Below are 24,542 nucleotides of genomic sequence, written 5' to 3'. Positions count from 1 at the left end.
CCTGGCCTAGCGTTCGGGTCATGGACAAGACCGAGTTGCAGGCGCTGCAGGCGCCGCTGAAGGACCAATACCGCACCGAGCCCGACGCGGCGCTGATCACGCTGTCCGCGCAGGGATCCCTGGACGACGGCATCGCCTGTTCGGTGCAGACCGGCAAGGCGCTCGTCGAGGCGGGTCTGCATCCGGCCACCGGCGGCACCGGGGCGCTCGCGTGCTCCGGCGACATGCTGCTGCAGGCGTTGGTCGCCTGCGCCGGTGTCACCTTGCGCGCGGTCGCCACTTCGCTGGAGGTCCCGATCCGCGGCGGCACCCTACGCGCCGAGGGCGACCTCGATTTCCGCGGCACATTGGGCGTGGCCAAGGACGCGTCCGTGGGCTTCACCGCGATCCGGCTGCACGTCGACCTGGACACCGACGCTCCCGCCGACCAGGTGGACACCCTGCTGCGGCTGACCGAGCGGTACTGCGTGGTGCTGCAGACCCTGGCGAACTCGCCGAAGTTGGAGCTGGTGCGGCCCTGACGTCGATGGAGTTGCGCGTCGCGACGATGGCTGACGCCGCGGCGATCCAGGCGTTGATGACCGCGTCGGTGCAGGCGATTTTCCCGGCGTTCTACGACGCGACGCAGACCGCGAGCGGCGTGCGGTACATCGGCGCGCTGGACCGGATGCTGATCGAGGACGGCACCTACTTCGTCGTCCTCGCGCCGGACGGCAGCCTCGCGGCTTGCGGGGGGTGGAGTCGGCGGGACAAGTTGTTTAGCGGCGAGGCGCCCAGCGGCCGGGAGGCCCGCCTGCTCGACCCGGCCCGGGAACCTGCCCGGGTCCGGGCCATGTTCGTACACGGCGACTGGACCCGCCGCGGGCTGGGCAGCTGCATCCTCGACGCCTGCGCCGCAGCCGCCCGCGTCGAGGGATTCTCCGAGCTGTCGTTGATGGCGACCATGCCCGGCATGCCGCTGTACCGATCGTGGGGCTTTTCCGGCGAGCAGCCGGAGGACCTGGTGATGCCGGACGGGGTGGTCATGCCGGGCGTGGCCATGCGACGCAGACTGGTGTGAGCCAGATAACATGTTATACGACATGTATGTTGTGTAACATGTTGCTATGGACACTACCGAGAAGAACCCGACCCTGGTCTTCATCCCCTGCTTCTCCGGCGCCCCGTGGAGCGCCGAACAACTCGCGCCCTACGGCGAGGCGCCCCAGCGCTCCCTGCGGCTGCCCGAGGGCGTGAACGACATCGAGCGCTACGCCGACTTCGTCGAGGAGGCGATCGCAGACCTCCAGGACTACGTGCTGGTCGGCGACTCCTTCGGCGCGAACATCGCGCTCGCGCTCGCCACCCGCCGCCCGCCGGGCCTACGCGCCCTGGTGCTGTCCGGCGGATTCGCGGCGAACCCGATCGACTCGAAGCCGTGGAGGGCCCTGATGCGGGTGATCGGCAAAACCCGCGGCCCGTTCTACCGGCAGCTGACGCTGCGAGCCCATGCCCACCGCCTCGCCTCCCCTTTCGACGGCGACGGACAGGTGCCCTGGAGCGAGGCGCGCAGCCGCGAGCTGTTTCTCACCAGCACCCCGGCGGCCTCCTTCGGCGCGCGCGTGCAGGCCGTCCTCACCGCCGACTACGTCGACGTGCTCGGCCGGATCCAGGTACCGACTCTGATCCTGACCCCCTCGCACGACGTGCTGATCGGCGAGAACGCCTCCACGATCATGCTCGCGGGCATCCCCGACGCCAGGGAGGTCGTGTTGCCGCGGACCGGCCACATGTTCCGCTTCACCCATCCGGTCACCTACGCCGCCGCGGCCAAGGACTTCCTCGCCGTCGCTCCGCCGGCCACCCCAGAATGCGCCGATGCGTAAGGCCGAACATCTGCGATTCGCCATCCTGGCAGCCCAACGCGAAGGCAACCGGCTGCTGACCCGGGCGCTCAAACCGCACGGCATCACCCCGTCACAGGCCGAGGTGCTGCGCCTGCTCCAGCGGCACGGCACCTTGAGCCTCAACGGCCTCGGACAGCTTCTGGTGTGCGAGAGCGGCACCAACCCCAGCAGGCTGGTCGAACGTGCCGTCACGGCGGGGCTGGTCGAGCGCCGCAGCGATGCCGGCGATCGCCGCTACCTCCAACTGAGCCTCACTCCCGAGGGTGAGCGTCTGGCCACCGCGGTCGCCGCGATCGAAGAGTTTCTCTACTCCTCGATCGAGGCTGCTACCGAGGGCCTGGAGACCGACGCGGTCCTCGCGTTCCTGCACAACCTCATCGACACCCTGCCCGCGGGCCAGGCCCTGAACAAGCGCCTGGAGTTCGACTAACGCGCCAACTCCTCCAGCGCTTCCACCGCGGCCTCCGCGCCGCGGTAGCCGGCGATGACCCCGGCGATGTAGGTGGCGGCGCCCTGCGTCCTGGTATCGAAGATCACGTGCTCCACAGCCCGGCTTATCGCGCCGGGCTTCAGCAGTTCTGCCGGATGTCCCGCGCCGAGTCGAACGACCATCGCCGCGTTGAACATCTGGTCCCGGCCCATCGGGACGCAGACCATGGGCACGCCGTGCGCCAAGCTGTTCAACACCGTGCCCAGCCCGCAGTGCGTCACCAGCGCCGTCGCCCGCGGCAACAGTTCGCTGTGCGCGAGGAAGCGGGCCACGACGGTGTTGTCGGCGGCGACGAGGTCGGCCGGGTCGACGGCGTGCCCGGTGGTGACCACGACCTGGACGGGCAGGCCGGAGAGTTCATCGATCGCCCACTGCAGCGCGCCGCGCTGGTCCTGAAAGCTGGTGCTGAAGCTGACCAGAACCAGCGGATCCGCCGTTCTCGCCGGGGTGGGCTCGAACTCGCCCAGCGCTGGGCCATCGAGGATCGGCCCGACGTAGCGGTACTGCGGCGGCAGCGGGACCGGCACGTCGAACTCCGCGGGCAGCGTCGCCAGGCCCAGCGCGCAGGCGTCGTGGGCCTCGGCCAGGCTCTGCACCGGCGGCGCCCCGAGTTCGGCGCGCATGCGATGCAGGAGCGGCAGCGCCGGTTCGATCATCTCGACCAGCGGGCCCTGCCGGAACAGCGACGGCGGGGTGTGGATGAGCAGGGCAGTGGGAATACCGGCGACCTCGCCCGCCGCGCCAGCACCCCAGGCTAGGCAGTCCACGATGAGCACGTCTGCGGGTTCACGCTCGAGTTCGGCGAGGGTGTCCATTCCGATGCCGGCGTCGAAGAAGATCAGCTCCGCGAACTTCGCCATCTCCTCGGCCTGATCGATCGGCCAGGTGCTGTCGTACGGGGCAGCCCGGCTGAAGGAGACCGGACGCCAGCCGTGCATGCCGCACCGCTCATGGATCGAGGGATGCCCGAGCAACCGGACGTCGTGCCCGAGCGCGCTGAGTCGGGCCGCCAGGCCGAGGGTCGGAACCAGGTTGCCCGCCCCGTCGACAGTCACCATCAAGTAGCGGGTCATGGCGCCGTAGCATGCCGGACCGCGTCAGAACGGTGGGATGCCGGCCTCGGCGCGGTCAGCGTCGAGCACGGTGACGACGGGGTGGGTGTCTCCGTCGATGGTGGGTGGTCGGGTGGTGTAGCGGTCACCGTGTGGGGTGGTGAAGGTGATCGCTGCGGTGGCTGGGTCTTGGATGGCTGACCAGCCGGGCATGTCCTTGACCTGGTGGTGGCGTCGGCACAGGTTGGCGGTGTTGATGGCGATGGTCAGTCCGTCGTAGCGGAATTTGATCTGGTGGTCGATCTCGCAGCGGCGCGCGGGTTGGCCGCAGCCGGGCCAGCGGCAGCGCCGGTCGCGTAGGCGCAGGAACCGGGCCAGTCTCTTGCGTGGTTGGTAGGTGTTGGCCCCGACGTCGAGCAGGTGGCGGGTCAGCGGGTCGGTGAGCAGTAGACGCCGGCGGGCGTCGGTGGCGATGGCCGGCGGGCGTCGGTGGCGATGGCCAGCGCGAGGTCGTCGGGGATGGGGGAGCCGTCGGCCATCCGGGCGGGTTCGGCACCGTCGCGGCCCAGCAGTAGCCACCACCCGGTCGATGTGCGCGGCCATGGCCCGCATCTGGTGGCCCAACGCGATGGCTTGGTTGCGTTCCTCGCGTGCGATCAGATCCAACGGGTCCGGCTCGACATACCCCGGACCCGGGTCGTCGCGCTCGGCGGCGGCAATGTCCTCGTCCGAACACAGTGACCACCAGCGGGCGATGTCCTCCGCGGAACACCACGTGGTCTCACCCGACTCGAACATGCGTTCAGTATCTCGCGGATTTCCCATCTCTGCAAGCAAAATGAATGGCGCTCCCCGCTCCCGTCACCCTCCCTTGGCCGCGCGCCCGCGCAGCCGCTCGCGGATCTTGGCGTCCAGTTCCACCTTGCGCATGCGCACCGCGGCCGGGGTGACCTCGATGCACTCGTCCTCGCGGCAGAACTCCAACGCTTGCTCCAGGTTGAGCTGGCGGGCCGGCACCAGTCGCTCGAGTTCGTCGCCGGTGGACTGGCGAATGTTGGTGAGCTTCTTCTCCTTGCAAATGTTCACGTCCATGTCGTCCGAACGCGCGTTCTCGCCGACGATCATGCCCTCGTACACCTCGGTGCCGGGGGCGACGAACATGACGCCGCGCTCCTGCAGGTTGAACAGCGCGAAGGAGGTGGCGGGGCCCTTGCGGTCGGCGACCAGGGAGCCGGACGGGCGGGTACGCAGCTCGCCGTGCCAGGGCTCGTAGCGGTCGAAGACGTGGTGCAGCAGGCCGGTGCCCCGGGTCTCGGTAAGGAACTCGGTGCGGAAGCCGATCAGGCCACGCGCGGGCACCCGGTACTCCATGCGCACCCACCCGGTGCCGTGGTTGACCATCTGCTCCATCCGGCCCTTGCGCAGGCCGAGCAGCTGGGTGACCACGCCGACGTAGTCCTCGGGCACGTCGATGGTCATGTGCTCCATCGGCTCGCAGAGCTTGCCGTCGATCTCCCGGGTGACGACCTGCGGCTTGCCCACCGTGAGTTCGTAACCCTCCCGCCGCATGATCTCGACGAGGATGGCCAACTGCAGCTCACCGCGACCCTGCACCTCCCAGGTGTCCGGCCGTTCGGTCGGCAGCATCCGGATGGAGACGTTGCCGACCAGCTCGGCCTCGAGCCGGTTCTTCACCAGACGGGCTGTCAGTTTCGTGCCGGACTGGCCGGCCAGCGGCGAGGTGTTGATACCGATGGTCATCGAGATCGACGGTTCGTCCACCGTGATCAGCGGCAGCGGGACCGGGTGCTCCAGGTCGGCCAGCGTCTCCCCGATGGTGATGTCCGGGATGCCGGCGATGGCGATGATGTCCCCGGCCCAGGCCCGCTCGGCCGGGAGCCGCTCCAACGCCTCGGTGAGGAACAACTCGGTGATCTTGACCCGTTCGACGGAGCCGTCGGTGCGGCACCAGGCCACCTGCTGACCCTTGCGGATCTCCCCCTCGTAGACCCGGCACAGCGCAAGGCGGCCCAGGTAGGGCGAGGAGTCCAGGTTGGTCACGTGCGCCTGCAGCGGTGCGCCCTCGGTGTACTCCGGCGCCGGGATGGTGTTCATGATCGTGGTCATCAACGGGCGCAGATCGGTGGCCTCGGGCATGGTCCCGTCGGCCGGGCGGATCAGCGAGGCCAGGCCCGCCTTGGCGCACGCGTAGACGATCGGGAACTCGATCTGGTGCTCATCGGCATCAAGGTCCAGGAACAGCTCGTAGACCTCGTCGACGACCTCGGCGATGCGGGCGTCGGAGCGGTCCACCTTATTGATGCACAGCACTACCGGCAGCTTCTTCTCCAACGCCTTGCGCAGCACGAACCGGGTGCCGGGCAGCGCACCCTCGGAGGCGTCGACCAGCAACACGACGCCGTGGATCATCTCCAGGCCGCGCTCCACCTCGCCGCCGAAGTCGGCGTGGCCCGGGGTGTCGATGATGTTGATGGTGATCGGGGCGCCGGCGTCGGAGATCCACTGCACGGCCGTGTTCTTGGCCAGGATCGTGATGCCCTTCTCCCGCTCCAGGTCCATCGAATCCATGACGCGCTTGTTGACGTCCTGGCCCTCCCGAAAGGCGCCTGCCTGCCACAGCATCGCGTCGACCAGCGTGGTCTTGCCGTGGTCGACGTGGGCGACGATCGCCACGTTGCGCAGATCGGAACGGACGGGCACGGCGGAACTCCTGACAGTCAATCGGGGATACCCCATTGTCCCGCATGTGGCGGGTGCCCCGGACCAACGTGAGGCGTGCCTAACCCAACGACCCGGCAGCGGACACGCCACGATGTGCGCATGACGGCGCCCACCCACCCCGGCGAGGCCCACGAGGCCAGGCTCGCCGCCCGGCTGAACCGGCTGCGCGCGGCCGTGCTCGGCGCCAACGACGGCATCGTGTCCGAGGCGGGCCTGGTCATCGGGGTGGCCGGGGCGAGCACCGCCCGCGCCCCACTGATCACCGCTGGGGTGGCCGGCCTGGCCGCCGGCGCGGTGTCCATGGCGCTGGGCGAATACGTTTCGGTCAGCAGCCAGCGGGACGCGGAGAGCGACCAACTGGCCAAGGAACGCCTGGAACTGCGCGAGGACCCGGCCGGCGAACTGACCGAGCTGATCATGCTCTACCGGGAGAAGGGGCTGAGCCAGGAGACCGCCCGCAAGGTAGCCGAGGAGCTCACCGCCCGCGACGCGCTGGCCGCGCACGCCGAGGTCGAGTTGCACATCGACCCCGACGACCTGGTCGACCCGGTGGGCGCGGCGGTGGCCTCGGCGATCTCCTACACGCTGGGTGCGCTGATCCCGCTGCTGGCCATCGTGCTGCCGCCGCGGGACCGGCGGGTTGCGATCGCGGTGGCCGTGGTGCTTGTCGCGTTGGCCATCACCGGCTGGGCCGGCGCCCAGGTGGGCGGCGGGCGGCCGGGTCGGGCCATGGTGCGGGTGCTGATCGGCGGTTCGATCGGCCTGGCGGTGACCTATTTCATCGGCCACCTGGCCGGTGCCGCGGTGAACTGAGCCATGGCCGACGCACACGTGCACGACCTCGGCGACCTCGACCCGTCCGACACCACCCTGCTCGGTGACCGGGGCGCGGACCTGGCACGCATGCACCGCCTGGGGCTACCGGTGTCCCCGGCCTTCGTCGTCGACGCCGAGGCCTGCCGGGTTTACCGGCACCAAGGCGGCGCGCTGCCGGACGGCCTCGCCGACGCCGTGCGGGCGGCCGTGGCGCGGCTGGAATCGCTCACCGGTAAGGCATTTGCCGCCGCCCACGGCCGACCGCTGTTGCTCTCGGTGCGCTCCGGGATCTCGATGCCCGGCACGATGGACACGGTGGATACGCACGACCACCTTCTCGCAGCGATAAGGGCAGTGTTCGCCTCCTGGGATTCCCGGCGCGCGACGGCGTACCGCAGGCAGCACGACATCCCCGACGACCCGGGCACCGCGGTGGTCGTGCAGGCCATGGTGATCGACTCCGGCGGTTCGTCCGGCAGCGGCGTCGCGCACACCCGCGACCCGAAGACCGGAAACAACGTGTTGTGCGGCGAATTCCCGGCCGATTCGCGGCCCGATTGGGCGGCCACCATCGCCGAGCTCGAGGCGCACGGACGCAGGCTGGAGCGGGAGTACACCGACGCCCTGGACATCGAGTTCACCGTCGAGGACGACGCGGTGTACCTGCTCGGCGTCCGCGCGGCCAAGCGCACCGCGGCCGCGGCCGTGCGCATCGCGCTGGATCTGGTCGACGAGGGCCTCATCGACCCGGCGACCGCGCTGCGCCGGCTCACCGCCGAGCACGTCCGTGCCCTGCTCACGCCTGTGTTCACCGCCGACGGCCTGGCCGCGGCGGAGGCCGCCGGCGCGTTGCTCACCGGCATCGGCGCCGCGCCGGGGCACGCCGTCGGGATTGCCGTGCTGGATGCCGACCGGGCCGCGGCCCGGGCCGGCGCGGGCGAGGATGTGATCCTGGTCCGGCCCACCACCGGCCCGCAGGATTTGCCCGGCATGCTGGTCTCCAGGGCTGTGGTCACCGCCCGGGGCGGGGCCACCTCACATGCCGCCGTCGTCTGCCGTTCCGTGCACAAGCCGTGCGTGTGCGGCTGCACCGGCCTGGAGGTGGATCCCGGGGCCGGCGTGTTCGGCGTCGACGGCGCCAAGTACGACGAGGGCACGTGGCTATCCGTCGACGGGGCCACCGGCCGGGTATACGCCGGGCAGCTACCACTCGGCGTGCCCGAGGCGAGCCTCACCGACCTGGCCCGGTTCGCCGCCTGGTCGGAGCAGCATCCGGTCAGCGAGGAACTGGGCGCCGCACTGCGCGAGGCGGGCGCCGCGGGCTGACCACCATCGATTGCGCACGTCATGCGTTTTCGGGTGGGTCTGCGCACCCGCCTAGGATCGACGTGTGGAGCTCCCTCCGCCCGAGGGCATCAACATGGACGCGATGCGGTCGCTGGCCGCGCGCATCGACGCCGATGCCATGGCGGAGATCGTCACCGCGGACATCGCCGAGCGGGTCTGGCCGGTGCACACCCGCGACCCGGATTTCCGGGAGGCGCTGCGCCTGTCCGTGCGCGACAACGTGCGGGCCATCGTCGCGCTGTTCGCTGGTCGGCTGATCATCGCCGAGACCGACCCGCAGGGTGCGTTCGGCTTCGCCGACCTCACCGCCGAACTGGGCATTCCGGTCAGCGAACTGGAGAGCGGCTATTGGGTAGGCGTGCAGTCGTTCTGGCGATTGTGGTTCGCCGAGGCCCGCCGCGAGGCGGGCGCCGAGGGCAGCCTGGCCGAGTTGCTCGGGCCGGCCACCCACCTGCTGTTCGAATACATCATTCACATCCTCGGCGCCGTGGTCAGCCGCTATGACGCCACCCGCGCGGAGATCCTGCGCAACCAGGAGGACCGGCGCCGGGCGGTGCTCGCCGACATCCTGGACGGCCGGCTCACCACGGGCGGCCAGGACGTGGAGAACACGTTGGGCTATCGACTGCGCGGCGTGCATGTCGCGCTGGCGATGGAGGTCGACCAGCGGGCCCGGGCCGAGCGGGTGCGCGCCGAGTTGTTCACCCGTACCGGGGCTGTCGGCTCGCTGTTGACCCTGCACGCACCGGGCGTCTGGTTGGCCTGGCTGGGGTTTCCGGCCACCCCCGACGGCAAGGTGCGCGCGGCGGTGGCCGAGGTCGCCGGGGCAGCGGAGATCCCGCTGGCGGTCGGCGCGCCGGGCGAGGGCCTGGCCGGGCTGCGCCGCACCGGCCTGCAGGCCCTGGACACGACCCGGCTGCGCCGCCGGTTCGACGGGCTCGGGGACGTGCTGTGGTTTTCCGACGTCCGGCTGGAACTGCTCATGCTGAGCGACGAACCCACCGCGCGGCAGTTCGTCGCCGATGAACTCGGCGAGGTAGCGGGCGCGGACGAACGCGCCGTGCGCACCCGGGAGACATTGCTCGCCTGGCTCACCACCGGCTCCCAGGCGGGAGCCGCCACGCGGCTCGGTGTGCACGAGAACACCGTTCGGCTGCGCATCCGGTACGCCGAGGAGGTGCTGGCCGACGGACTGGCCGACCGGCGCGCCGAGATCCTCGCTGCGCTCCGCCTGGCGCAACTGTTCGGACCGCTGCGCCCACCCACGCCTATGTGAAATCGCCCGTTCGGGCAATAGTGGGTTTCCACCAGCCTGTTGCGGACGATTGAGCCGAAATCACCATGGCTACTGGCGGGTAATGTTGATTCAATCCCGAGGTTAGCCGGCTTACTGAGGGCGGTGCGGCCTTGTTCGAGACCACCATCGGCAGTCTGCTGGAGCGATCCGCGCGTGCCTACGCGCCGCGTACCGCGATCATCGCCGGGGACCGGCGGATCAGCTATGCCGAGATGATCACCGAGGTCCGCCGGGCCGGTCGGGCACTGCTCGGCACCGGGCTGAACCCCGGCGACCGGGTGGCGATCCTCATGCCGGACCGCCCCGAGGTGCTCTACGCCTTCTACGGCGCGCTGTGGGCGGGCCTGGGTGCAGTCCCGATCAACGCGCGGTTGGGGGCCGAGGACCAGCAGTACATCCTGTCCGATTCCGGCGCGCGGGCCGTGGTGCACGACGCCGCCTACGCCGAGCGGTTGAGCGGCATCATCGATGCCACCGCGGTCGAACACCGGCTGTCCGTGGACACCAACGCCGTGCTGGACGGTGGAACCCCGTTCGCCAAGCTCACCGCGGCGCAGAGTGCCGAACCGGGCCGTCCGGCAGTCAGCCCCGATGACATGTTCGGCATCTACTACACCGGCGGCACCACCGGACGGCCCAAGGGCGTGGTGCACACCCACCGCACGTTCTCCGCGGCATTGTTCAGCGAACTGCTCGAGCTGGGGCTGGGCGAGGCCGACGTGTTCGCGCACTGCGCACCGTTGACGCACGCCTCGGGCGGCTTCGTGTTGCCGGTCTGGATGCGCGGCGGCACCAACGTGGTGATGGGCGGGTTCGACCCCAGCAAGTTGCTGGCCTCGATCGCGAAGGAGCGGGTCACCGCCACCCTGCTGGTGCCCACGATGATCTACGTCCTGCTGGACGACCCGGCCACCACGACCGCGGACACCTCCTCGCTGCAGACCATCGTCTACGGCGCGGCGCCGATGGGCACCGAGCGGCTGGTCGAGGGCCTGGAGCGGTTCGGCCCGGTGTTCGCCCAGCTCTACGGCCAGACCGAGGCGCCCAACCAGCTGACCACGCTGCGTAAGGACGACCACGCTGAGGCGATCCGCACCGGCGACCTGACCCCGCTGTCCTCCTGCGGCCGGCCGGTGGCCATCGCCGAGGTCGCGCTGCTGGACGACGACCTGAACGAGGTCGCGCCGGGCGCGGAGGGTGAGATCTGCGCCAAGGGCCCGCATGTGATGACCGGTTACTGGAATCGGCCCGAGGAAACCGCCGCGGCGCTGCGCGAGGGCTGGTTGTGCACCGGTGACGTGGCCCGCGCGGACGAGCGCGGCTTCCTGTACATCGTGGATCGCAAGAAGGACATGATCATTTCTGGCGGTTACAACGTGTATCCGAAAGAGATCGAATCCGCCCTTTTCACCCACCCCGCTGTGCGCGATGCTTGCGTGATCGGCGTCCCGGACGACAAATGGGGCGAAGCGGTCAAGGCCGTGGTCGTGCTTGACCCGGCGGCGCCCGTCTCGGCCGACGACCTCATCACCTGGGTGAAGGGTCAGAAGGGATCGGTCAACACCCCTAAAACTGTCGACTTTGTCGATTCGATTCCACTTACCGCGGTGGGCAAACACGACAAGCCCGCCCTCCGCAAGCAGTACTGGGGCGGCCGCACGAGAGCGGTCAACTGACCGCACCCGCGGTCCCTGGAAATGCATTTTGGAGGTTTTGTGAAGTTCTCCCGTAGAGCCATGACGGCCGTGCCAGTCGTCGCGAGTGCGGCGCTGGTGCTCGCGGCCTGTGGTGGCGGTTCGAGTAACTCGTCCGTGGCGCAGCAGCCCGCTGCTCCGGCCTCGGACACCTCGGCGGCGGCACCGGCCGCACCGGCGGCAGACGCCCCCGCGGCTGCTGCTCCTGCCCAGGGGGCGGCAGCTGCCGCCGCGGTACCCGCGGCTCCGGCCGCCGCACCCGCGAAGGCGGCCAAGGCGGCCAAGCCGGCCGAGGCTGCGACCGCCACCAAGACCAAGGGTGGCAAAACCACGGCCAAGGCCGTCGCCGGCGCAGCCGGCGGCGACAGCGGCTTGCACTCCCTCGACAGCGCCGCGGATGCGGACGCCAACCAGAAGGCGTACGACGACAAGGCGGGCGCCACCGACGCCGGCGTCACCAAGGACCAGATCAAGCTCGGCACGGTGACCATGCACGGCATGGCGCTGGGCAACGTGCTGGCCGCTCCCCTGGTGCGTGGCATCGAGGCCGCAATCGAGGCGATCGATGACCGCGGCGGCATCCTGGGCCGCCGAGTCTCACTCACCGACTGCGACGACGGCCCCGGTGAGGTCGCCCGAACCAAGGCCTGCATCAAGAAGCTGGTCGGCTCCGACCACGTCTTCTCCCTGCTCAGCGTCTCCAGCTGGGGCAGCGCCTCGGTGCACGACGATCTGAAGCAGTATCACCTGCCGGCGATCGGGACCTGGGCCTACTCCCAGACCGAGTGGCAGGACCCGTTCATGTTCCCGACGCACATGTCGATGATTCACGAGGCGATGGCCAACGCCCACTGGGCGGTCAACGTGATCCAGCCGAAGACCTACGGCCTGGTCTGCCTGACCTCGCCGGAGATGCAACTGGCCTGTGACAACGTCACCAAGATCATGGACGCCGCGGGCTCGAAGCTGGTCAAGCGCGCGGACGTCTCCATCTCGGAGACCTCGATGTCGGCCTACGTGCTCTCGATGCGCGCGGCTAACCCGGATCACATCATCCACTACGTGATCAACCCGGCGACCATGGCGAAGTTCATGGTCGAGGCGGCCCAGCAGGGCTACTACCCGCCGCTGGGTATCTCCGGGAACCACCTCGCGGCCGAGGTGCTCGGTTCGCTGTTCGGCAAGTGGCCGGTGGGTCGTTACTGGACCAACACCACCTACAAGCTGTGGGGCCCGGAGTTCATCGCCACGATGAACAAGTACGCCAAGGGCAACCGCGGCATCAACCACCACATCGTGCAGGCCTCCTACGTCGGCGTGAACATCTTCGAACGCGCCGCCAAGGAAGTGGGTCCGAACCTGACCCGTGACCGACTGATGGCCCAGCTGAACAACGGTGACGTCTACACCGCCGATGCCTCGCTGGATCAGCGCTTCTCCTACGCCAACTCCGAGCGCAACGGTGACAACTGGTCGCACGACATGGGCCAGGGCCGGGAATTCATCTACAAGTACACGGGCACGAACACCACGTCGAACCCCGATGGTTCGCCGAACGGATTCGCCCCGGACGACAAGCAGTTCGTTATCTACACCTGGAAGTGAGCCGAGCGCAGAGCGATCGAACAGGGTTGAGCGAAGCGAACACCTGGAAGTAAGCGGTTCCTGCACCACCTCGAAGGCCCTCCGCACCAGCGTTGCGGGGGGCCTTCGGGCTTCCCGCACCCCTGCCCCGCCATCCGGGTAGAACGCGGTAGCAACCTCGTAACGCCAATTCCGCGGGACGGAAACACCGGCTGCCTACGGTCGAGCTCACAGTAAAACGACCAGCCAGTCTTTTATCGCTCGTCCGGGAGGACCGTCCTCGTGCCTCAGCCCATCCCCCAATCTGTCGACGACGCCGCCGAACTGGCCGCAGACAAGGCCGTAGCGGCCCGCAACCTGCCCCGCTACCTGATCAGCGCGATGCTCGCCGGTGCCTACGTCGGGGTCGCGGTGGTCCTGCTCGCCGCTGCCGCCGGACCCCTAGCCGCCGCGAACTCACCGGCCACCAAATTGACCGGCGGTGCCGTCTTCGGCATCGCGCTGACGCTGGTGGTGTTCGCCGGCGCGGAGCTGTTCACCGGTAACAACATGATCATGACCATCGGCTGGCTCCGCGGCCGCGTCAGCCTCCTCGACGCGATCGCCGTGAACGTCGCCTCGCTGGTCGGCAACATCGCCGGTTCCATCGGCTTCGCCGCGATGGTCTACGGCTCCGGGGCCCTCGCGGCGGGCAGCAAGCCCGGCAAGCCGGCACCCGGCGCGGCCATGATCAACACCATCGCGCACGGCAAGATCGCCGCCACCGACGGGCAGCTGTTCTGGCGCGCGGTGCTGTGCAACATGCTCGTCTGCCTGGGCATGTGGATGGCCTCGCGGGCGACCAGTGACTCGGCCAAGTGCATCGTGCTCTTCTGGGCGCTGCTCGCGTTCATCGCGACCGGCTACGACCACTCGATCGCGAATGTCACGATCTTCTCCCTGGCCATCTTCCAGGGCACGGCGCAGTGGAGTGATCTCGGGCACAACCTCCTGCTGACCGTTCCCGGCAACATCGTGGGCGGCGCCGTACTCGTCGCGATCCCCTACCTGATCGCGGCGCCCGCACGGCCCGGTCAGGCCGAGGAGCCGGCACCGGCCGTAATTCGGCACCGGCGTGCCGAGGCCCTGGAGCCGGCCACCACCTGAGCGGCGCGGGGCAGCGCCACCCCTGCGCCCGGACTCAGTTACTCCAGTCCGGGCGCAGGGGCATGTTGGCATTGCCGGTGTCATCGCAGCGCACGCCGAGGACCTGGTGCAGTTCGATCACCCGGGAGTCGAAGCCGACCCGGCAGGCGGCCATGTACAGCAGCCACACCCGGGCGCGGTTGGCGCCGACCTCGGCGACCGCGTCGTCCCAGTTGTCGACGAGGTTGTCGCACCAGCCGCGCAGCGTCATCGCGTAGTGCTCCCGCAGGTTCTCCTCGTGGCGCACCTCGAGCCCGCTGCCCTGCATCGCCGAGACGATCTCGCCGACCGCCTCCAGCTCCCCGTCCGGGAACACGTAGCGGTCGATGAACTTGCCGGCCCTGGCCGGATAGGACGTCGCCGGGCGAGTGATGCAGTGGTTGAGAATGCGTCCCTGTGGACGCAGTTTGCCGCGCAGGAAGGTGAAGTAGCCCGGCAGCTGCTTGGCGCCGATGTGCTCGGTGAGTCCGATCGAGGAGATCGCGTCGAAGTTGTCCTCGGGCACATCGCGATAGTCCAGATGGCGCACCTCGGCCAGGTCGGACAGGCCGCGGTCGGCGATGGCACGCTGCGCCCAGGCAGCCTGTTGGGCGGACAGCGTGACGCCCAGCGCCTGCACCCCGTATTCCTTGGCCGCGTGCATGACCATGCCGCCCCAGCCGCAGCCCACGTCCAGCAACCGCATGCTGGATTGCAGACCGAGCTTGCGCGCAACCAGATCGTGCTTGTTCCACTGCGCCTCCTCCAAGGAGGAGTCCGGCTTTCCGAAGCAGGCGCAGGTGTAGGACATCGACCGCCCGAGCACCCACTCATAGAAGCGGTTGGACACGTCGTAGTGGTGGCTGATCGCCTTGCTGTCACGCAGTTTCGTGTGCCGCCCGACCCAGTCCAGCGCCGGGCGCTTGATGACCTCCTCGGGCGGTGCTTGCACCGGGCGCAGGTGCCGCAGGCCGAAGTCGCGCAGCAGGTCGATGCGGTCGCGGCGGCTGAGCGCCTCACCGCCCGCGGACAGCGCGGTCAGCGCCAGGTACAGGTCGCCGTGCACCTTCAGATGCCCGGTGACGTAGGCGCGGGCCAGACCCAATTCGCCGGGTGAGGACAGCAGGTAGCTCAACGCGGTGGGGTTGCACAGCTCCAGGGTGACCTCGGCGTCGGGTGGCCCGGCGGTGGAGCCGTCGAACGCGATCACCCGGACCGGCGTTCTCGGGTCCAGCACCCGGGCGAACACCGACGCTATGCCCGTGCGGGCCACAGCGGCCTCCTCACTGTCTGCCGACGCACTTGGCGTACAGATCGAGCAACCGACCACCGGGGTCGTAGCTCTTCTTCACGACCTCATAGACCGGGCCGTTGTACAACCGCCAGAACTCCTCCGGGGTATAGAACGCGGTGGAGTACAGCGACTTGCGCCCGCCCAACTCGCTGACCTTGGCCTCGATCATCCGGTTGTGCGTGCCGTCCGGCTCGCCCGGTTCCAGATCCACCGCGGACCAGAAGCCGAAGTTCACGTAGAGCGTGCCGGGAGTGAACGTGTACAGCGGCCACTCCACATCCCGGGCGCTCTGCTGCAGCGGGCACACCCAGATCGGTTCGATCGCGATCTCGCGCAGGAAGAAGTCCAGGAACTCCGCTGCCCGGCCGATCGGCACCTCGACGTCCTGCACAACCTCCTCGCGCGCGGGCTTGCCGCGCAGGCGCTCGATGCGGGCGTTGAGGTGGGTCCGCCGCTCCAGCGCGACGATGCGCCAGTAGACGTCCGAGCGCAGCAGGCGACGGCCCATCAACCGACGCACCCACGGCTTCTGCACCCCGAACGCACGCGAGCACCAGAACCAGTCGGTGTCCCAGCGCCACAGGTAATCCCGCGTGGTCAGGTAGTCCTCGCCGTAGGTCTGGAGAGATCGGTAGTAGATGTGCATCCACGTGTAGTCGGAGAGAAACGGTGCCTCGTCGACGAACTGACCTAGCGTCAGGTACATCTCGGTATCGGAGAACACCGTGCCGTCGACGAAGTCCACCCCCTCACCGTCGTGGTTGCGGGTGCGGCACGCCTCATCCATCGCCGCGAAGAATGTCGCCGCGTCCCGATGGCGGACGTGGCGCAACTTCACGTAGGGCTTGACCGGCTCCAGTTCGATCTCCAGCCGCAGCGCGTAACCCAGCGTGCCGTAGGAGTTGGGGAAGGCGCGGAACAGGTCGGCGTGCTCCCCATCGGGCCGCGCGATGATCACCCGACCGTCGGCGGTGAGGATCTCCATTTCGAGGACCGACTCGTGCGGGCAGCCGTTGCGGAACGAGCTGGACTCGATGCCCAGCCCGGTTACCGCGCCACCGAGAGTGATCGTCTTCAGCTGCGGCACCACCTTGGGCATCAGCCCGTGGGGCAGCGTGGCGTCCACCAACGCCTCGTAGGTGACCATGCCCTCGACCGAGGCCGTGCGGGTCGCCGGGTCGACCGCCAGCACGTGCTCGAAGGGCCGCACGTCCAGCCGCGGCCCTTCGTTACGGGCGCGCTCGCGGAACAGGTTCGAGGTGCGCTTGGCAAGGCGCACCGGGGCGTCCGGCGGGATCGCGGCGTACTGCTCGACCAGCGCGGCCACCCGCTGCGCGTGACCGGCATCCATCGCTGGAGAACTCCCCATCCACCAAGTGTCCGGGAGGGGGTCCAGGGAGGCAATTCGGGGGTCCGGGCGCCGTGACGCTGCGCACACGACGGGGCGGTGTCCGCACGTTTCGGAATCGTGTTGCCGCCATGTGACAACTGGCACACAGCCCGCTTTACTGGCGGGTCATCAAGTGCGGGATGATGCCGCCACGACCGGCATCGGGTGCACCGACCGGATCCCTTCGCAGGAGTGCCGAATTCATGGCTGGTACCGGAGTCTTTTCGCCGGGACGCGCGCAGATCGCCGCCCGGACGCTACGCCGGGACCGCTGGTGGTTGCAGCCGCTGATCACCGTCGTGGTCCTGGTCTCGGTCGTCATCTACTCGACCATTCGGGCGTTCATCAACACGGCGTACGTCCAGGAGAAGAGCCACCTGCTCTCCCCGTTCTACTCGCCGTGCGTCGTCGAGCGCTGCCGGTCGGGCGCGGATGACTTCGGGACCCCGATCGGGCACTGGTGGGCACTGTCCCCGGCGCTGATCATCCTGGTGGTGCCGCTGGGCTTCCGGCTGACCTGTTACTACTACCGGAAGGCCTACTACCGGTCGTTCTGGCAGTCGCCGCCCGGCTGCGCGGTGGCCGAGCCGCACGCGAAGTACACCGGCGAGACCCGCCTCCCGCTGATCGGGCAGAACCTCCACCGGTACTTCTTCTACCTGGGCTTGGTCCTCAACGTGATCCTGTCCTGGGACGCGATTCATTCGTTCAAGCAGGAGGCGGGACTGGCGCACGCGCACGGCGGCGCGGGCTGGGGCCACATGGGCCTGGGCTCGCTGGTGCTGCTCACCAACGCGACGCTGCTGTGGCTCTACAGCCTGTCCTGCCACTCCTGCCGGCACGCGATGGGCGGGCGCCTGAACCACTTCAGCAAGCACCCGATCCGCTACTGGGCATGGACGCAGGTGTCGAAGCTGAATACCCGTCACATGCAGATCGCGTGGGTCTCGTTGTTCGGGGTCGCATTGGCCGACGCGTACGTGTCGTTGGTCGCATCCGGCGCCTTCCATGACCCCCGCTTCTTCTAAAGGACCGAGTAGATGACCGATCTGGAAAGGCACAGCTACGACGTTCTCGTGATCGGCGCCGGCGGCGCCGGACTGTCCGCGGCGATCGCGGCGCACGAGGCGGGCGCGCGCACCGCGGTGGTCTGCAAGTCCCTGCTGGGCAAGGCCCACACGGTAATGGCCGAGGGCGGCATCGCCGCGGCGATGGGCAACGTCTGGCCGGATGACAACTGGCAGGTCCACTTCCGGGACACCATGCGCGGCGGCAAGATGCTGAACAACTGGCGGATGGCCCAGCTGCACGCCCAGGAGGCCCCCGAGCGCGTCCAGGAGCTGGAGGAGTGGGGGGCGCTGTTCGACCGCACCCCCGACGGCCTGATCTCCCAACGCGACTTCGGCGGCCACCGCTACGCCCGCCTGGCGCACGTCGGTGACCGCACCGGCCTGGAGATGATCCGCACCCTTCAGCAGCGCGCGGTGGCCCTGGGTATCGACGTGTACATGGAGTGCACGATCACCCGGCTGCTCACCGACGGCACCGGGGGGGCCGCGCACGGCACCAACAGGGGTCCCGTCGCGGGCGCCTTCGGTTACTGGCGGGAGTCCGGGCGGTTCGTCGCCTTCGAGGCGCCCGCGGTCATCCTGGCCACCGGCGGCATCGGCAAGAGCTTCAAGGTCACCTCGAACTCCTGGGAGTACTCCGGCGACGGCCACGCACTGGCCGCCCGGGTCGGCGCGACGCTGTTGAATATGGAGTTCATCCAGTTCCACCCGACCGGCATGGTCTGGCCGCCGTCGGTGCGCGGCATCTTGGTCACCGAATCGGTGCGTGGTGACGGCGGCATCCTGAAGAACAAAGACGGCAAGCGCTTCATGTTCGACTACATCCCGGAGTTCTTCAAAGCCGACACCGCGGACACCGAGGCCGAGGCCGACCGGTGGTACGAGGACAAGAAGAACAACCGCCGCCCACCGGAGCTGCTGCCCCGCGACGAGGTCGCCCGGGCCATCAACGCCGAGGTGAAGGCCGGCCGCGGGTCACCCGCCGGCGGCGCCTACCTGGACATCGCCTCGCGGCGCACGCCGGAGTACATCAACAAGCGGCTGCCGTCGATGTACCACCAGTTCAAGGACTTGGCCGACGTGGACATCACCAAGGAGCCCATGGAGGTCGGCCCGACCTGCCACTACATCATGGGCGGCGTCGAGGTGGACGCCGATACGCAGGCGGCGCTGGTGCCCGGGCTGTACGCGGCCGGCGAGGTCGCCGGCGGCATGCACGGCTCCAACCGGCTGGGCGGGAACTCCCTGGGCGACCTACTGGTGTTCGGCCAACGTGCCGGCAGGTACGCGGCGGAATACGTGGCTACGGGCAATCGACCGCAGGTCGGCGACGGTCAGATCGAGGTGGCCGCCAGGGATGCGCTCGCCCCGTTCGAGCGGGAGAACGGCGAGAACCCCTATCAGCTGCACCAGGAACTGCAGGCGACCATGAACGAGCTCGTCGGCATCATCCGCGACGCCGATGAGATGAACGAGGCGTTGGCCAAGCTGCAGGAGTTCAAGGCCCGCGCGCAGAACCTGACCGTGGAAGGCAACCGCCAGTTCAACCCCGGCTGGCACCTGGCCATCGACCTGCAGAACATGCTGCTCTGCTCGGAGATGGTCGCCGTGGCCGCGATCGAGCGCAAGGAGAGCCGCGGCGGGCACACCCGCAACGACTACCCGACCGCCGATCCGTTCTGGGGCTCGCAGAACATCATCCTGTCCGAGAAGGACGGGACCGTGACGTTCTCCCACCGGCCCCTGCCGGTCATGCCGGACGAACTCAAGGAACTGTTCGAGGAGCCCAAGTGACCGCGACTGTTTCGTCGAACAACCCGAAGGCCATCCAGCCGGGCGTCGACAAGTCCAAGAGTTACACCGCGCAGTTCAAGGTGTGGCGCGGCGACTCCTCCGGCGGCGACCTGCGCGACTACACCGTCGAGGTCAACGAGGGCGAGGTCGTCCTCGACATCATCTTCCGCATTCAGGCCGAGCAGGCCAACGACCTGGCCGTGCGGTGGAACTGCAAGGCCGGTAAGTGCGGGTCGTGCTCGGCGGAGATCAACGGCAAGCCGCGGCTGATGTGCATGACCCGGATGTCCGCGCTGCCGCCGGGCGAGACCGTGGTGGTCACCCCACTGCGCACCTTCCCGGTAATCAAGGACCTGGCTACCGACGTCTCGTTCAACTACAAGAAGGCGCAGGAGGTCCTCGCCTTCAAACCACAGCCGCGGGACCCCGACGGCAAGTACCGCATGGCACAGATCGATGTCGAGCGCGGTCAGGAATTCCGCAAGTGCATCGAGTGCTGGATGTGCCAGAACGTCTGCCACGTCATCCGCGACCACGAGGAGAACAAGCCGGCCTTCTCCGGCCCACGGTTCTTCATCCGGCTCGCCGAGTTGGACATGCACCCGTTGGACACCAACGACCGGCAGGCCATCTCCCAGGAGCAGCACGGCCTGGGCATGTGCAACATCACCAAGTGCTGCACCGAGGTCTGCCCCGAGCACATCAAGATCACCGACAACGGCATCATCCCGCTCAAGGAGCGGGTGGCCGACCGCAAGTACGACCCGGTGTTCAAGGCCCTCGGGCTGAGCAAGAAGAAGAGGAACGGCTAACGCCTAGTCAGCGAGGCCCAGTTCGACAGCTCGCCGGATGAGGTCCAGCTTGGAGTCGACGCCCAGTTTGGCGTAGGTACGGGCCAAGTGGCTCTCCACGGTCCGTTCGCCGATGAACAGCTCGCGGGCGATGGCGGGGGCGGTCCGGCCCTGGACGGCCAGCCGGGCCACCTCCCGCTCCCGGGTGGTGAGCGCCCCGAGACCCGGCGCGGTCGCAGCGCCGACCTTGCCCGACGCCGTGCCCTCAGGTTCGGTCAGGCCCGTCACCCGGTGGGCGGGCACCGGTCGCTGGAAGCCCCGCAGGGTGAAGTCGCCGGCCGGCTCGGTCCGGGCGAGGGATCCCACGGCCAGCTGGACCCGTCCACTGACCAGGATCTCGCCCGCGGCGGCCTCGTCGCAGAGTCGGGCGGCGAGGTTGGCCACGTTGCCCACGACCGTGTAGTCGTAGCGACCGTCGAAACCCACCTCTCCGAGGGTGGCGAAGCCGAAGGCGATGCCCACGCCGAAGCCGAGTTCGCGGCCGAGCCGATCCCAGCTCCGGACCAGTTCCGCGGTCGCCTCGCGCATGGCCAGCGCAAGGCGCACGGCCGCCTCGGACGGGTTCGGACAGGGCAGTGGGTCGTTGAAGAACACCATGAGCCCGTCACCCGCGAAGAACCCGACGGTGGCACCGAAGCTATTGATGACCGGCCCGACCGCCTCGTGGAACTCGGCCAGGACGGCCATCACCTCCTCGGGCTCGGACTGCTCGGAGAAGGCGGTGAACCCCCGCAGGTCGCAGAAGAGCACCGCCACCTCGCGGCGGGGGCTGCGGGTCACAGTGTCGTCGGCCGAGGACACCAACAGCTCGGCCACCTGCGGCGAGAGGTAGCGCCGCAGCCGGCCCAGGCGCTCGAGTTCTCCCACCTGATCGGCCACCCGGGCGGTCAACGTCCGGTTCAGATCGGCCAGTTCGACACCCTGAGCCTCGATCAGATCGTGGTACTCCTTGACCCGCAGCAGGGAGCGGACCCGGGCCAGCAGCTCGGCCTGGTCGAAAGGCTTGGTGACGAAGTCGTCGGCCCCAGACTCGAGGGCCTGAAGTTTCTCCCCGGCCCCGCTGGCCGTGATCATGACCACCGGCAGGGTGGCGGTGGCCGGGTCCTCCCGCAGCCGCCGGCACACCTCGTGGCCGTTCATGCCGGGCATCAGCAGGTCGAGGAGCACCAGGTCGGGTCGTTCCTTGGCCACCAACTCGAGTGCCTCCTCCCCAGAGCCGGCGCAGAGCACGTCGTACCCCCGAGGCAGCAGGACGGCCTCCAACAGCCTGACGTTCGCCGGGGTGTCGTCGACCACCAGGATGCGGGACATCGCCTTCATCTCTGCTCCTCGTCTCGGGTCGGCAGACCCCGTTCGCAGAACCGGCGGATCTGGCCGGGGAACTCACGCACGTCGATCGGCTTGGCCAGGTAGCCGTCGAAGCCGGCGGAGCGGAGGCGCTCTTCATCCTCGCGCATGGCGAAGGCGGTGAGGGCCACCACCCGCAACCCGGCAGTGACGGGCGACGCTCTCAGCTCCTTCAGCGCCGCCGTGCCGTCCATGTCGGGGAGTTGGATGTCCATCAACACGAGGTCGGGGCAGTGCTCCCGGGCCAGCGCGATCCCGTCGGTTGCATTACCGGCCGCCAGGGTGCGGAACCCGTGGTAGGTGAGCAGGTCACGCGCCAGCTTCATGTTCTTGACGTTGTCCTCCACGATGAGCACCAGCGCACCGGTCGTATCCATCTCGCTCACCGCGTCACCTCCACCCCGCGCTCGCACGTGCGGCGCACCAGAGCCACGAACTCGGCCCGAGAGAACGACGCCTTGGTGGCCAGGTGGGTCAACTGGGCAGCGAGACGCTCCCGCTCGCGCGCATCCAGCGTCTTGGACGTCAGGATGACCACCGGAATCGCCGCCGTGGACTCCTCCGCCCGCAGTTGTTCCACCACGGCGAAACCGTCCATGCCCGGCATGAGCAGGTCGAGGATGATGAGGTCAGGGCGCTCTGCCTTGGCGGTTCGCACTCCCTCCTCCCCCGAGCCGGCCACCACTACGGTGAACCCCTCCGGCGCCAGCACCGTCTCGATGAGCCGCAGGGCCATCGGGTCGTCGTCGATGGCGAGCACCCGGCACGGCCCGGATCCCGGCAGGGTGACCAGCGGACGCAGGGTAGCCAGCAAGTGCTCCCGGTCCACCGGTTTGACCAACCAGTCGGCCGCCCCGAGGGCGAATCCCTTACCCCGCTCGTCGAGCGAGGAGACGATGACCACCGGGATGTGGGCGATGGCCTCGTCTCCCTTGGCGAGGGCCAGGAAATCCCACCCGGACAGCCGCGGGAGCACGATGTCCAGGACGATGGCCGTCGGTCGCAACCGCCGCGCAGCCTCGATCCCCGCTTCCGCGTCCCCACACGCCACCACGTCGAAGCCGGCCTGTTCCAGGTGGAGGCTGAGCAACGCGGCGGAGTGCTCGTCGTCCTCGACCACCAACACGGTCGTGCGATTGGCCCGGCCGCCGTTCGACTCCCCCGCGACCGGGACCGAGTCCGCGGATGCAGCGAGCACCGCGCTCGCCACCGACACCGTGGGCCTGGCCGGCCCCGTCTGACGAACCGGCAACGTCACCGTGAAGGTGCTGCCCACGCCTGGTTCGCTCTCGACCTCCAGTTCCCCGCCGTGCAGGACGACGAAGCTGCGCGCCAGGGGTAGCCCGAGCCCAGTTCCTTCCCGCTGGCCCGTCTGCTCGAACTCCTCGAAGATCCGGGCCTGGTCGGCGGGCGCGATGCCGAACCCGGTGTCGCGCACGGCCACCTGGACACGATCGCCGTCATGGGCGGCGAGCACTTCCACCGTCCCGCCGTCGGGGGTGAACTTGACGGCGTTGGACAGCAGGTTGAACACGACCTGCTTGATCTTGCGCTCGTCGGCCTCGATGTCGTCCACCGCGTCGCCGATGTGCAGGTCGAGGGTGATGCCGTGGGCCATCGCCCGCTCCCGCACCATGGTCAGGCCGACCTCGAGTACTTCGCCCAACCGGAAGGTGGACAGCTCCAGTTCCATCTTCCCGGCCTCGACCTTGGACAGGTCGAGGATGTCGTTGATCAGCAGCAGCAGGTGGCGCCCGGAGGAAACGATGTCGGCGACATAGTCGGCCTGGCGTTCGTTCAGCGGCCCGAACAGTTGCTCGCCCAGAACCTCGGAGAAGCCGATGATGGCGTTGAGCGGCGTGCGCAGCTCGTGGCTCATGTTGGCCAGGAACTCCGACTTGTGCCGGCTGGTCGTCTCCAGGTCGTGGTAGAGGCGGCCCAGCTCGTCGTTCATCCGGTTGAGGTTGGCGGCGAGCGTGCCCAGCTCGTCCCTGTTGGCCACGTCGACGTGACTGGAGAAGTCGCCTGCGGCCAGCTCGTCGAAGCGCAGGCCCATCTTCTTGATCGGCCCGATGATCGACCAGGAGATGGCGAAGCCGAGCAGCAGGGCGAGGGCGACGCCGCCGAGGGCGATGGCGATGAAGGCTTGCCGGGAGCTTCGGTAGGCCTGCTGGTTGTCCTCGACCAGGTTGGCGATATCCGCCTCCGCCTTGTTCACCAGCTGGTTGGTCAGGCGTTCGAGCTGGTCGGCAAGAGGCTTGGCGCTGGCGCGCTGCAGTTCCTGACCCCGGGCCAGCTTTCCCTGTCGCGCCAGCTTGATCCCCTTCGTCATCACCGTCGCGAATTGGTTGTAGGTGGCCTCGATCCGGGTGAGCAGCTGACCGTCGTCCTGGGCGACGAACTGGAGCCGGCTGAAGTCGTAGGACTGGTTGAGCGCGCGTTGGGCGGCGTCGAGGGCGTCGGGGGCAGGATCGGAGAGCACGGAGGCCCCGCCGTAGAGCTTGATGTTGATGTCGTTCTGTAGTTGGCGGTAGATGGAGACCTTGCCCTGCAGGTCGCTCAGCCCTTCGGCGCGATGGTTGGCCTGGCCCAGGGAGTACAGGCCGATGGCTCCGATAGTGATGAGCAGCGCCACTACCGCCCCGAAGGCCACCTGCAGCTTGCGGCGGATGGGAACGGCCGCGCGCGCCACGAGGCGTACCAGGGCGCCGCCTCGCGCCGAGC

General features: G+C 68.8%; 21 protein-coding genes. 13 read left to right on the top strand and 8 right to left on the bottom strand.

The features are described 5' to 3' along the window. The first annotated feature begins 20 nt into the window (after positions 1 to 20). The 4 genes from VGJ14_01890 to VGJ14_01875 are packed head-to-tail and all read left to right on the top strand — an operon-like array spanning position 21 to position 2,316. Positions 21 to 521, top strand: coding sequence for an OsmC family protein (locus tag VGJ14_01890; GenBank protein ID HEY2831150.1), 501 nt, complete (start codon positions 21 to 23; stop codon positions 519 to 521). 5 nt (positions 522 to 526) lie between these two features. Continuing rightward, positions 527 to 1,060: a GNAT family N-acetyltransferase gene (locus VGJ14_01885; GenBank protein HEY2831149.1), complete on the top strand. Its 534-nt coding sequence runs from the start codon at positions 527 to 529 to the stop codon at positions 1,058 to 1,060. Positions 1,061 to 1,106: 46 nt separating this feature from the next. Next, entirely contained in the window at positions 1,107 to 1,865 is a 759-nt protein-coding gene (locus VGJ14_01880; GenBank protein HEY2831148.1) for an alpha/beta hydrolase, read from the top strand. Then, positions 1,858 to 2,316 (top strand): MarR family transcriptional regulator, encoded by a 459-nt coding sequence (locus VGJ14_01875; protein HEY2831147.1) that lies wholly within the window; start codon positions 1,858 to 1,860, stop codon positions 2,314 to 2,316. Before VGJ14_01880 ends, VGJ14_01875 begins: the two co-directional genes overlap by 8 nt. On the opposite strand, the gene VGJ14_01870 is transcribed toward VGJ14_01875, so the two are convergent. From VGJ14_01870 to typA, 3 genes are all read right to left on the bottom strand, one after another. Further along, positions 2,313 to 3,449 (bottom strand): glycosyltransferase, encoded by a 1,137-nt coding sequence (locus tag VGJ14_01870; GenBank protein HEY2831146.1) that lies wholly within the window; start codon positions 3,447 to 3,449, stop codon positions 2,313 to 2,315. The genes VGJ14_01875 and VGJ14_01870 overlap by 4 nt on opposite strands. Before the next feature lie 24 nt (positions 3,450 to 3,473). Next, positions 3,474 to 4,226 carry an HNH endonuclease signature motif containing protein gene (locus VGJ14_01865; protein HEY2831145.1) on the bottom strand — a complete coding sequence of 251 codons (753 nt, stop codon included), beginning with the start codon at positions 4,224 to 4,226 and terminating at the stop codon, positions 3,474 to 3,476. Between the two features lie 63 nt (positions 4,227 to 4,289). Further along, positions 4,290 to 6,149, bottom strand: coding sequence for a translational GTPase TypA (typA, locus tag VGJ14_01860; protein HEY2831144.1), 1,860 nt, complete (start codon positions 6,147 to 6,149; stop codon positions 4,290 to 4,292). Between the two features lie 120 nt (positions 6,150 to 6,269). Between typA and VGJ14_01855 the strand changes: the two genes are divergently transcribed. From VGJ14_01855 to VGJ14_01830, 6 genes are all read left to right on the top strand, one after another. Further along, positions 6,270 to 6,983, top strand: a complete 714-nt coding sequence (locus tag VGJ14_01855) for a VIT family protein (GenBank protein HEY2831143.1) — start codon at positions 6,270 to 6,272, stop codon at positions 6,981 to 6,983. Between the two features lie 3 nt (positions 6,984 to 6,986). Continuing rightward, positions 6,987 to 8,312: a PEP/pyruvate-binding domain-containing protein gene (locus VGJ14_01850; protein ID HEY2831142.1), complete on the top strand. Its 1,326-nt coding sequence runs from the start codon at positions 6,987 to 6,989 to the stop codon at positions 8,310 to 8,312. 64 nt (positions 8,313 to 8,376) lie between these two features. Continuing rightward, entirely contained in the window at positions 8,377 to 9,609 is a 1,233-nt protein-coding gene (locus tag VGJ14_01845) for a helix-turn-helix domain-containing protein (protein HEY2831141.1), read from the top strand. Between the two features lie 131 nt (positions 9,610 to 9,740). Continuing rightward, on the top strand, positions 9,741 to 11,306 hold the full coding sequence (locus VGJ14_01840) for an AMP-binding protein (protein ID HEY2831140.1): 1,566 nt from the start codon (positions 9,741 to 9,743) through the stop codon (positions 11,304 to 11,306). Between the two features lie 60 nt (positions 11,307 to 11,366). Continuing rightward, the gene (locus tag VGJ14_01835) at positions 11,367 to 12,929 is read left to right on the top strand and encodes an ABC transporter substrate-binding protein (protein ID HEY2831139.1); all 1,563 of its coding nucleotides are present in this window, start codon (positions 11,367 to 11,369) and stop codon (positions 12,927 to 12,929) included. Positions 12,930 to 13,190: 261 nt separating this feature from the next. Beyond that, positions 13,191 to 14,054 (top strand): formate/nitrite transporter family protein, encoded by an 864-nt coding sequence (locus VGJ14_01830; GenBank protein ID HEY2831138.1) that lies wholly within the window; start codon positions 13,191 to 13,193, stop codon positions 14,052 to 14,054. A gap of 34 nt (positions 14,055 to 14,088) precedes the next feature. Here VGJ14_01830 and VGJ14_01825 read toward each other — a convergent pair whose 3' ends face one another. Both VGJ14_01825 and VGJ14_01820 read right to left on the bottom strand, forming a co-directional pair. Next, positions 14,089 to 15,345, bottom strand: coding sequence for a cyclopropane-fatty-acyl-phospholipid synthase family protein (locus VGJ14_01825; protein ID HEY2831137.1), 1,257 nt, complete (start codon positions 15,343 to 15,345; stop codon positions 14,089 to 14,091). 10 nt (positions 15,346 to 15,355) lie between these two features. Continuing rightward, positions 15,356 to 16,735: an FAD-binding oxidoreductase gene (locus tag VGJ14_01820; protein ID HEY2831136.1), complete on the bottom strand. Its 1,380-nt coding sequence runs from the start codon at positions 16,733 to 16,735 to the stop codon at positions 15,356 to 15,358. A gap of 224 nt (positions 16,736 to 16,959) precedes the next feature. Here VGJ14_01820 and VGJ14_01815 point away from each other — a divergent pair, with 224 nt between their 5' ends. From VGJ14_01815 to VGJ14_01805, 3 genes are read left to right on the top strand one after another with little or no spacing between them, the layout of a single operon-like run. Then, complete coding sequence (locus VGJ14_01815) at positions 16,960 to 17,784, top strand: hypothetical protein (GenBank protein HEY2831135.1); 825 nt, start codon at positions 16,960 to 16,962, stop codon at positions 17,782 to 17,784. Positions 17,785 to 17,796: 12 nt separating this feature from the next. Continuing rightward, entirely contained in the window at positions 17,797 to 19,620 is a 1,824-nt protein-coding gene (locus VGJ14_01810; GenBank protein ID HEY2831134.1) for a fumarate reductase/succinate dehydrogenase flavoprotein subunit, read from the top strand. After that, positions 19,617 to 20,432, top strand: coding sequence for a succinate dehydrogenase/fumarate reductase iron-sulfur subunit (locus VGJ14_01805; protein ID HEY2831133.1), 816 nt, complete (start codon positions 19,617 to 19,619; stop codon positions 20,430 to 20,432). Before VGJ14_01810 ends, VGJ14_01805 begins: the two co-directional genes overlap by 4 nt. A gap of 3 nt (positions 20,433 to 20,435) precedes the next feature. Here VGJ14_01805 and VGJ14_01800 read toward each other — a convergent pair whose 3' ends face one another. From VGJ14_01800 to VGJ14_01790, 3 genes are read right to left on the bottom strand one after another with little or no spacing between them, the layout of a single operon-like run. Next, complete coding sequence (locus VGJ14_01800; protein HEY2831132.1) at positions 20,436 to 21,791, bottom strand: response regulator; 1,356 nt, start codon at positions 21,789 to 21,791, stop codon at positions 20,436 to 20,438. Further along, entirely contained in the window at positions 21,788 to 22,195 is a 408-nt protein-coding gene (locus VGJ14_01795) for a response regulator (protein ID HEY2831131.1), read from the bottom strand. The genes VGJ14_01800 and VGJ14_01795 overlap by 4 nt, the downstream gene beginning before the upstream one ends. Positions 22,196 to 22,200: 5 nt before the next feature. Beyond that, positions 22,201 to 24,510: a response regulator gene (locus tag VGJ14_01790; GenBank protein ID HEY2831130.1), complete on the bottom strand. Its 2,310-nt coding sequence runs from the start codon at positions 24,508 to 24,510 to the stop codon at positions 22,201 to 22,203. Positions 24,511 to 24,542: the final 32 nt, after the last annotated feature.

The sequence above is a fragment of the Sporichthyaceae bacterium genome (genome assembly GCA_036493475.1).
Classification (GTDB): Bacteria; Actinomycetota; Actinomycetes; order Sporichthyales; family Sporichthyaceae; genus DASQPJ01.
The sequence above is the reverse complement of the archived record's forward strand: the minus strand, read 5'-3'. Positions and strand labels throughout refer to the sequence as shown.

Coding starts and splice junctions, on each gene's coding strand:
- VGJ14_01810 (HEY2831134.1), top strand. CDS start 17,797: ATGACCGATCTGGAAAGGCACAGCTACGACGTTCTCGTGATCGGCGCC.
- VGJ14_01835 (HEY2831139.1), top strand. CDS start 11,367: ATGACGGCCGTGCCAGTCGTCGCGAGTGCGGCGCTGGTGCTCGCGGCC.
- VGJ14_01815 (HEY2831135.1), top strand. CDS start 16,960: ATGGCTGGTACCGGAGTCTTTTCGCCGGGACGCGCGCAGATCGCCGCC.
- VGJ14_01885 (HEY2831149.1), top strand. CDS start 527: ATGGAGTTGCGCGTCGCGACGATGGCTGACGCCGCGGCGATCCAGGCG.
- VGJ14_01880 (HEY2831148.1), top strand. CDS start 1,107: ATGGACACTACCGAGAAGAACCCGACCCTGGTCTTCATCCCCTGCTTC.
- VGJ14_01850 (HEY2831142.1), top strand. CDS start 6,987: ATGGCCGACGCACACGTGCACGACCTCGGCGACCTCGACCCGTCCGAC.
- VGJ14_01820 (HEY2831136.1), bottom strand. CDS start 16,735: ATGGGGAGTTCTCCAGCGATGGATGCCGGTCACGCGCAGCGGGTGGCC.
- VGJ14_01855 (HEY2831143.1), top strand. CDS start 6,270: ATGACGGCGCCCACCCACCCCGGCGAGGCCCACGAGGCCAGGCTCGCC.
- VGJ14_01875 (HEY2831147.1), top strand. CDS start 1,858: ATGCGTAAGGCCGAACATCTGCGATTCGCCATCCTGGCAGCCCAACGC.
- VGJ14_01865 (HEY2831145.1), bottom strand. CDS start 4,226: ATGTTCGAGTCGGGTGAGACCACGTGGTGTTCCGCGGAGGACATCGCC.
- VGJ14_01870 (HEY2831146.1), bottom strand. CDS start 3,449: ATGACCCGCTACTTGATGGTGACTGTCGACGGGGCGGGCAACCTGGTT.
- VGJ14_01800 (HEY2831132.1), bottom strand. CDS start 21,791: ATGAAGGCGATGTCCCGCATCCTGGTGGTCGACGACACCCCGGCGAAC.
- VGJ14_01795 (HEY2831131.1), bottom strand. CDS start 22,195: ATGGATACGACCGGTGCGCTGGTGCTCATCGTGGAGGACAACGTCAAG.
- VGJ14_01890 (HEY2831150.1), top strand. CDS start 21: ATGGACAAGACCGAGTTGCAGGCGCTGCAGGCGCCGCTGAAGGACCAA.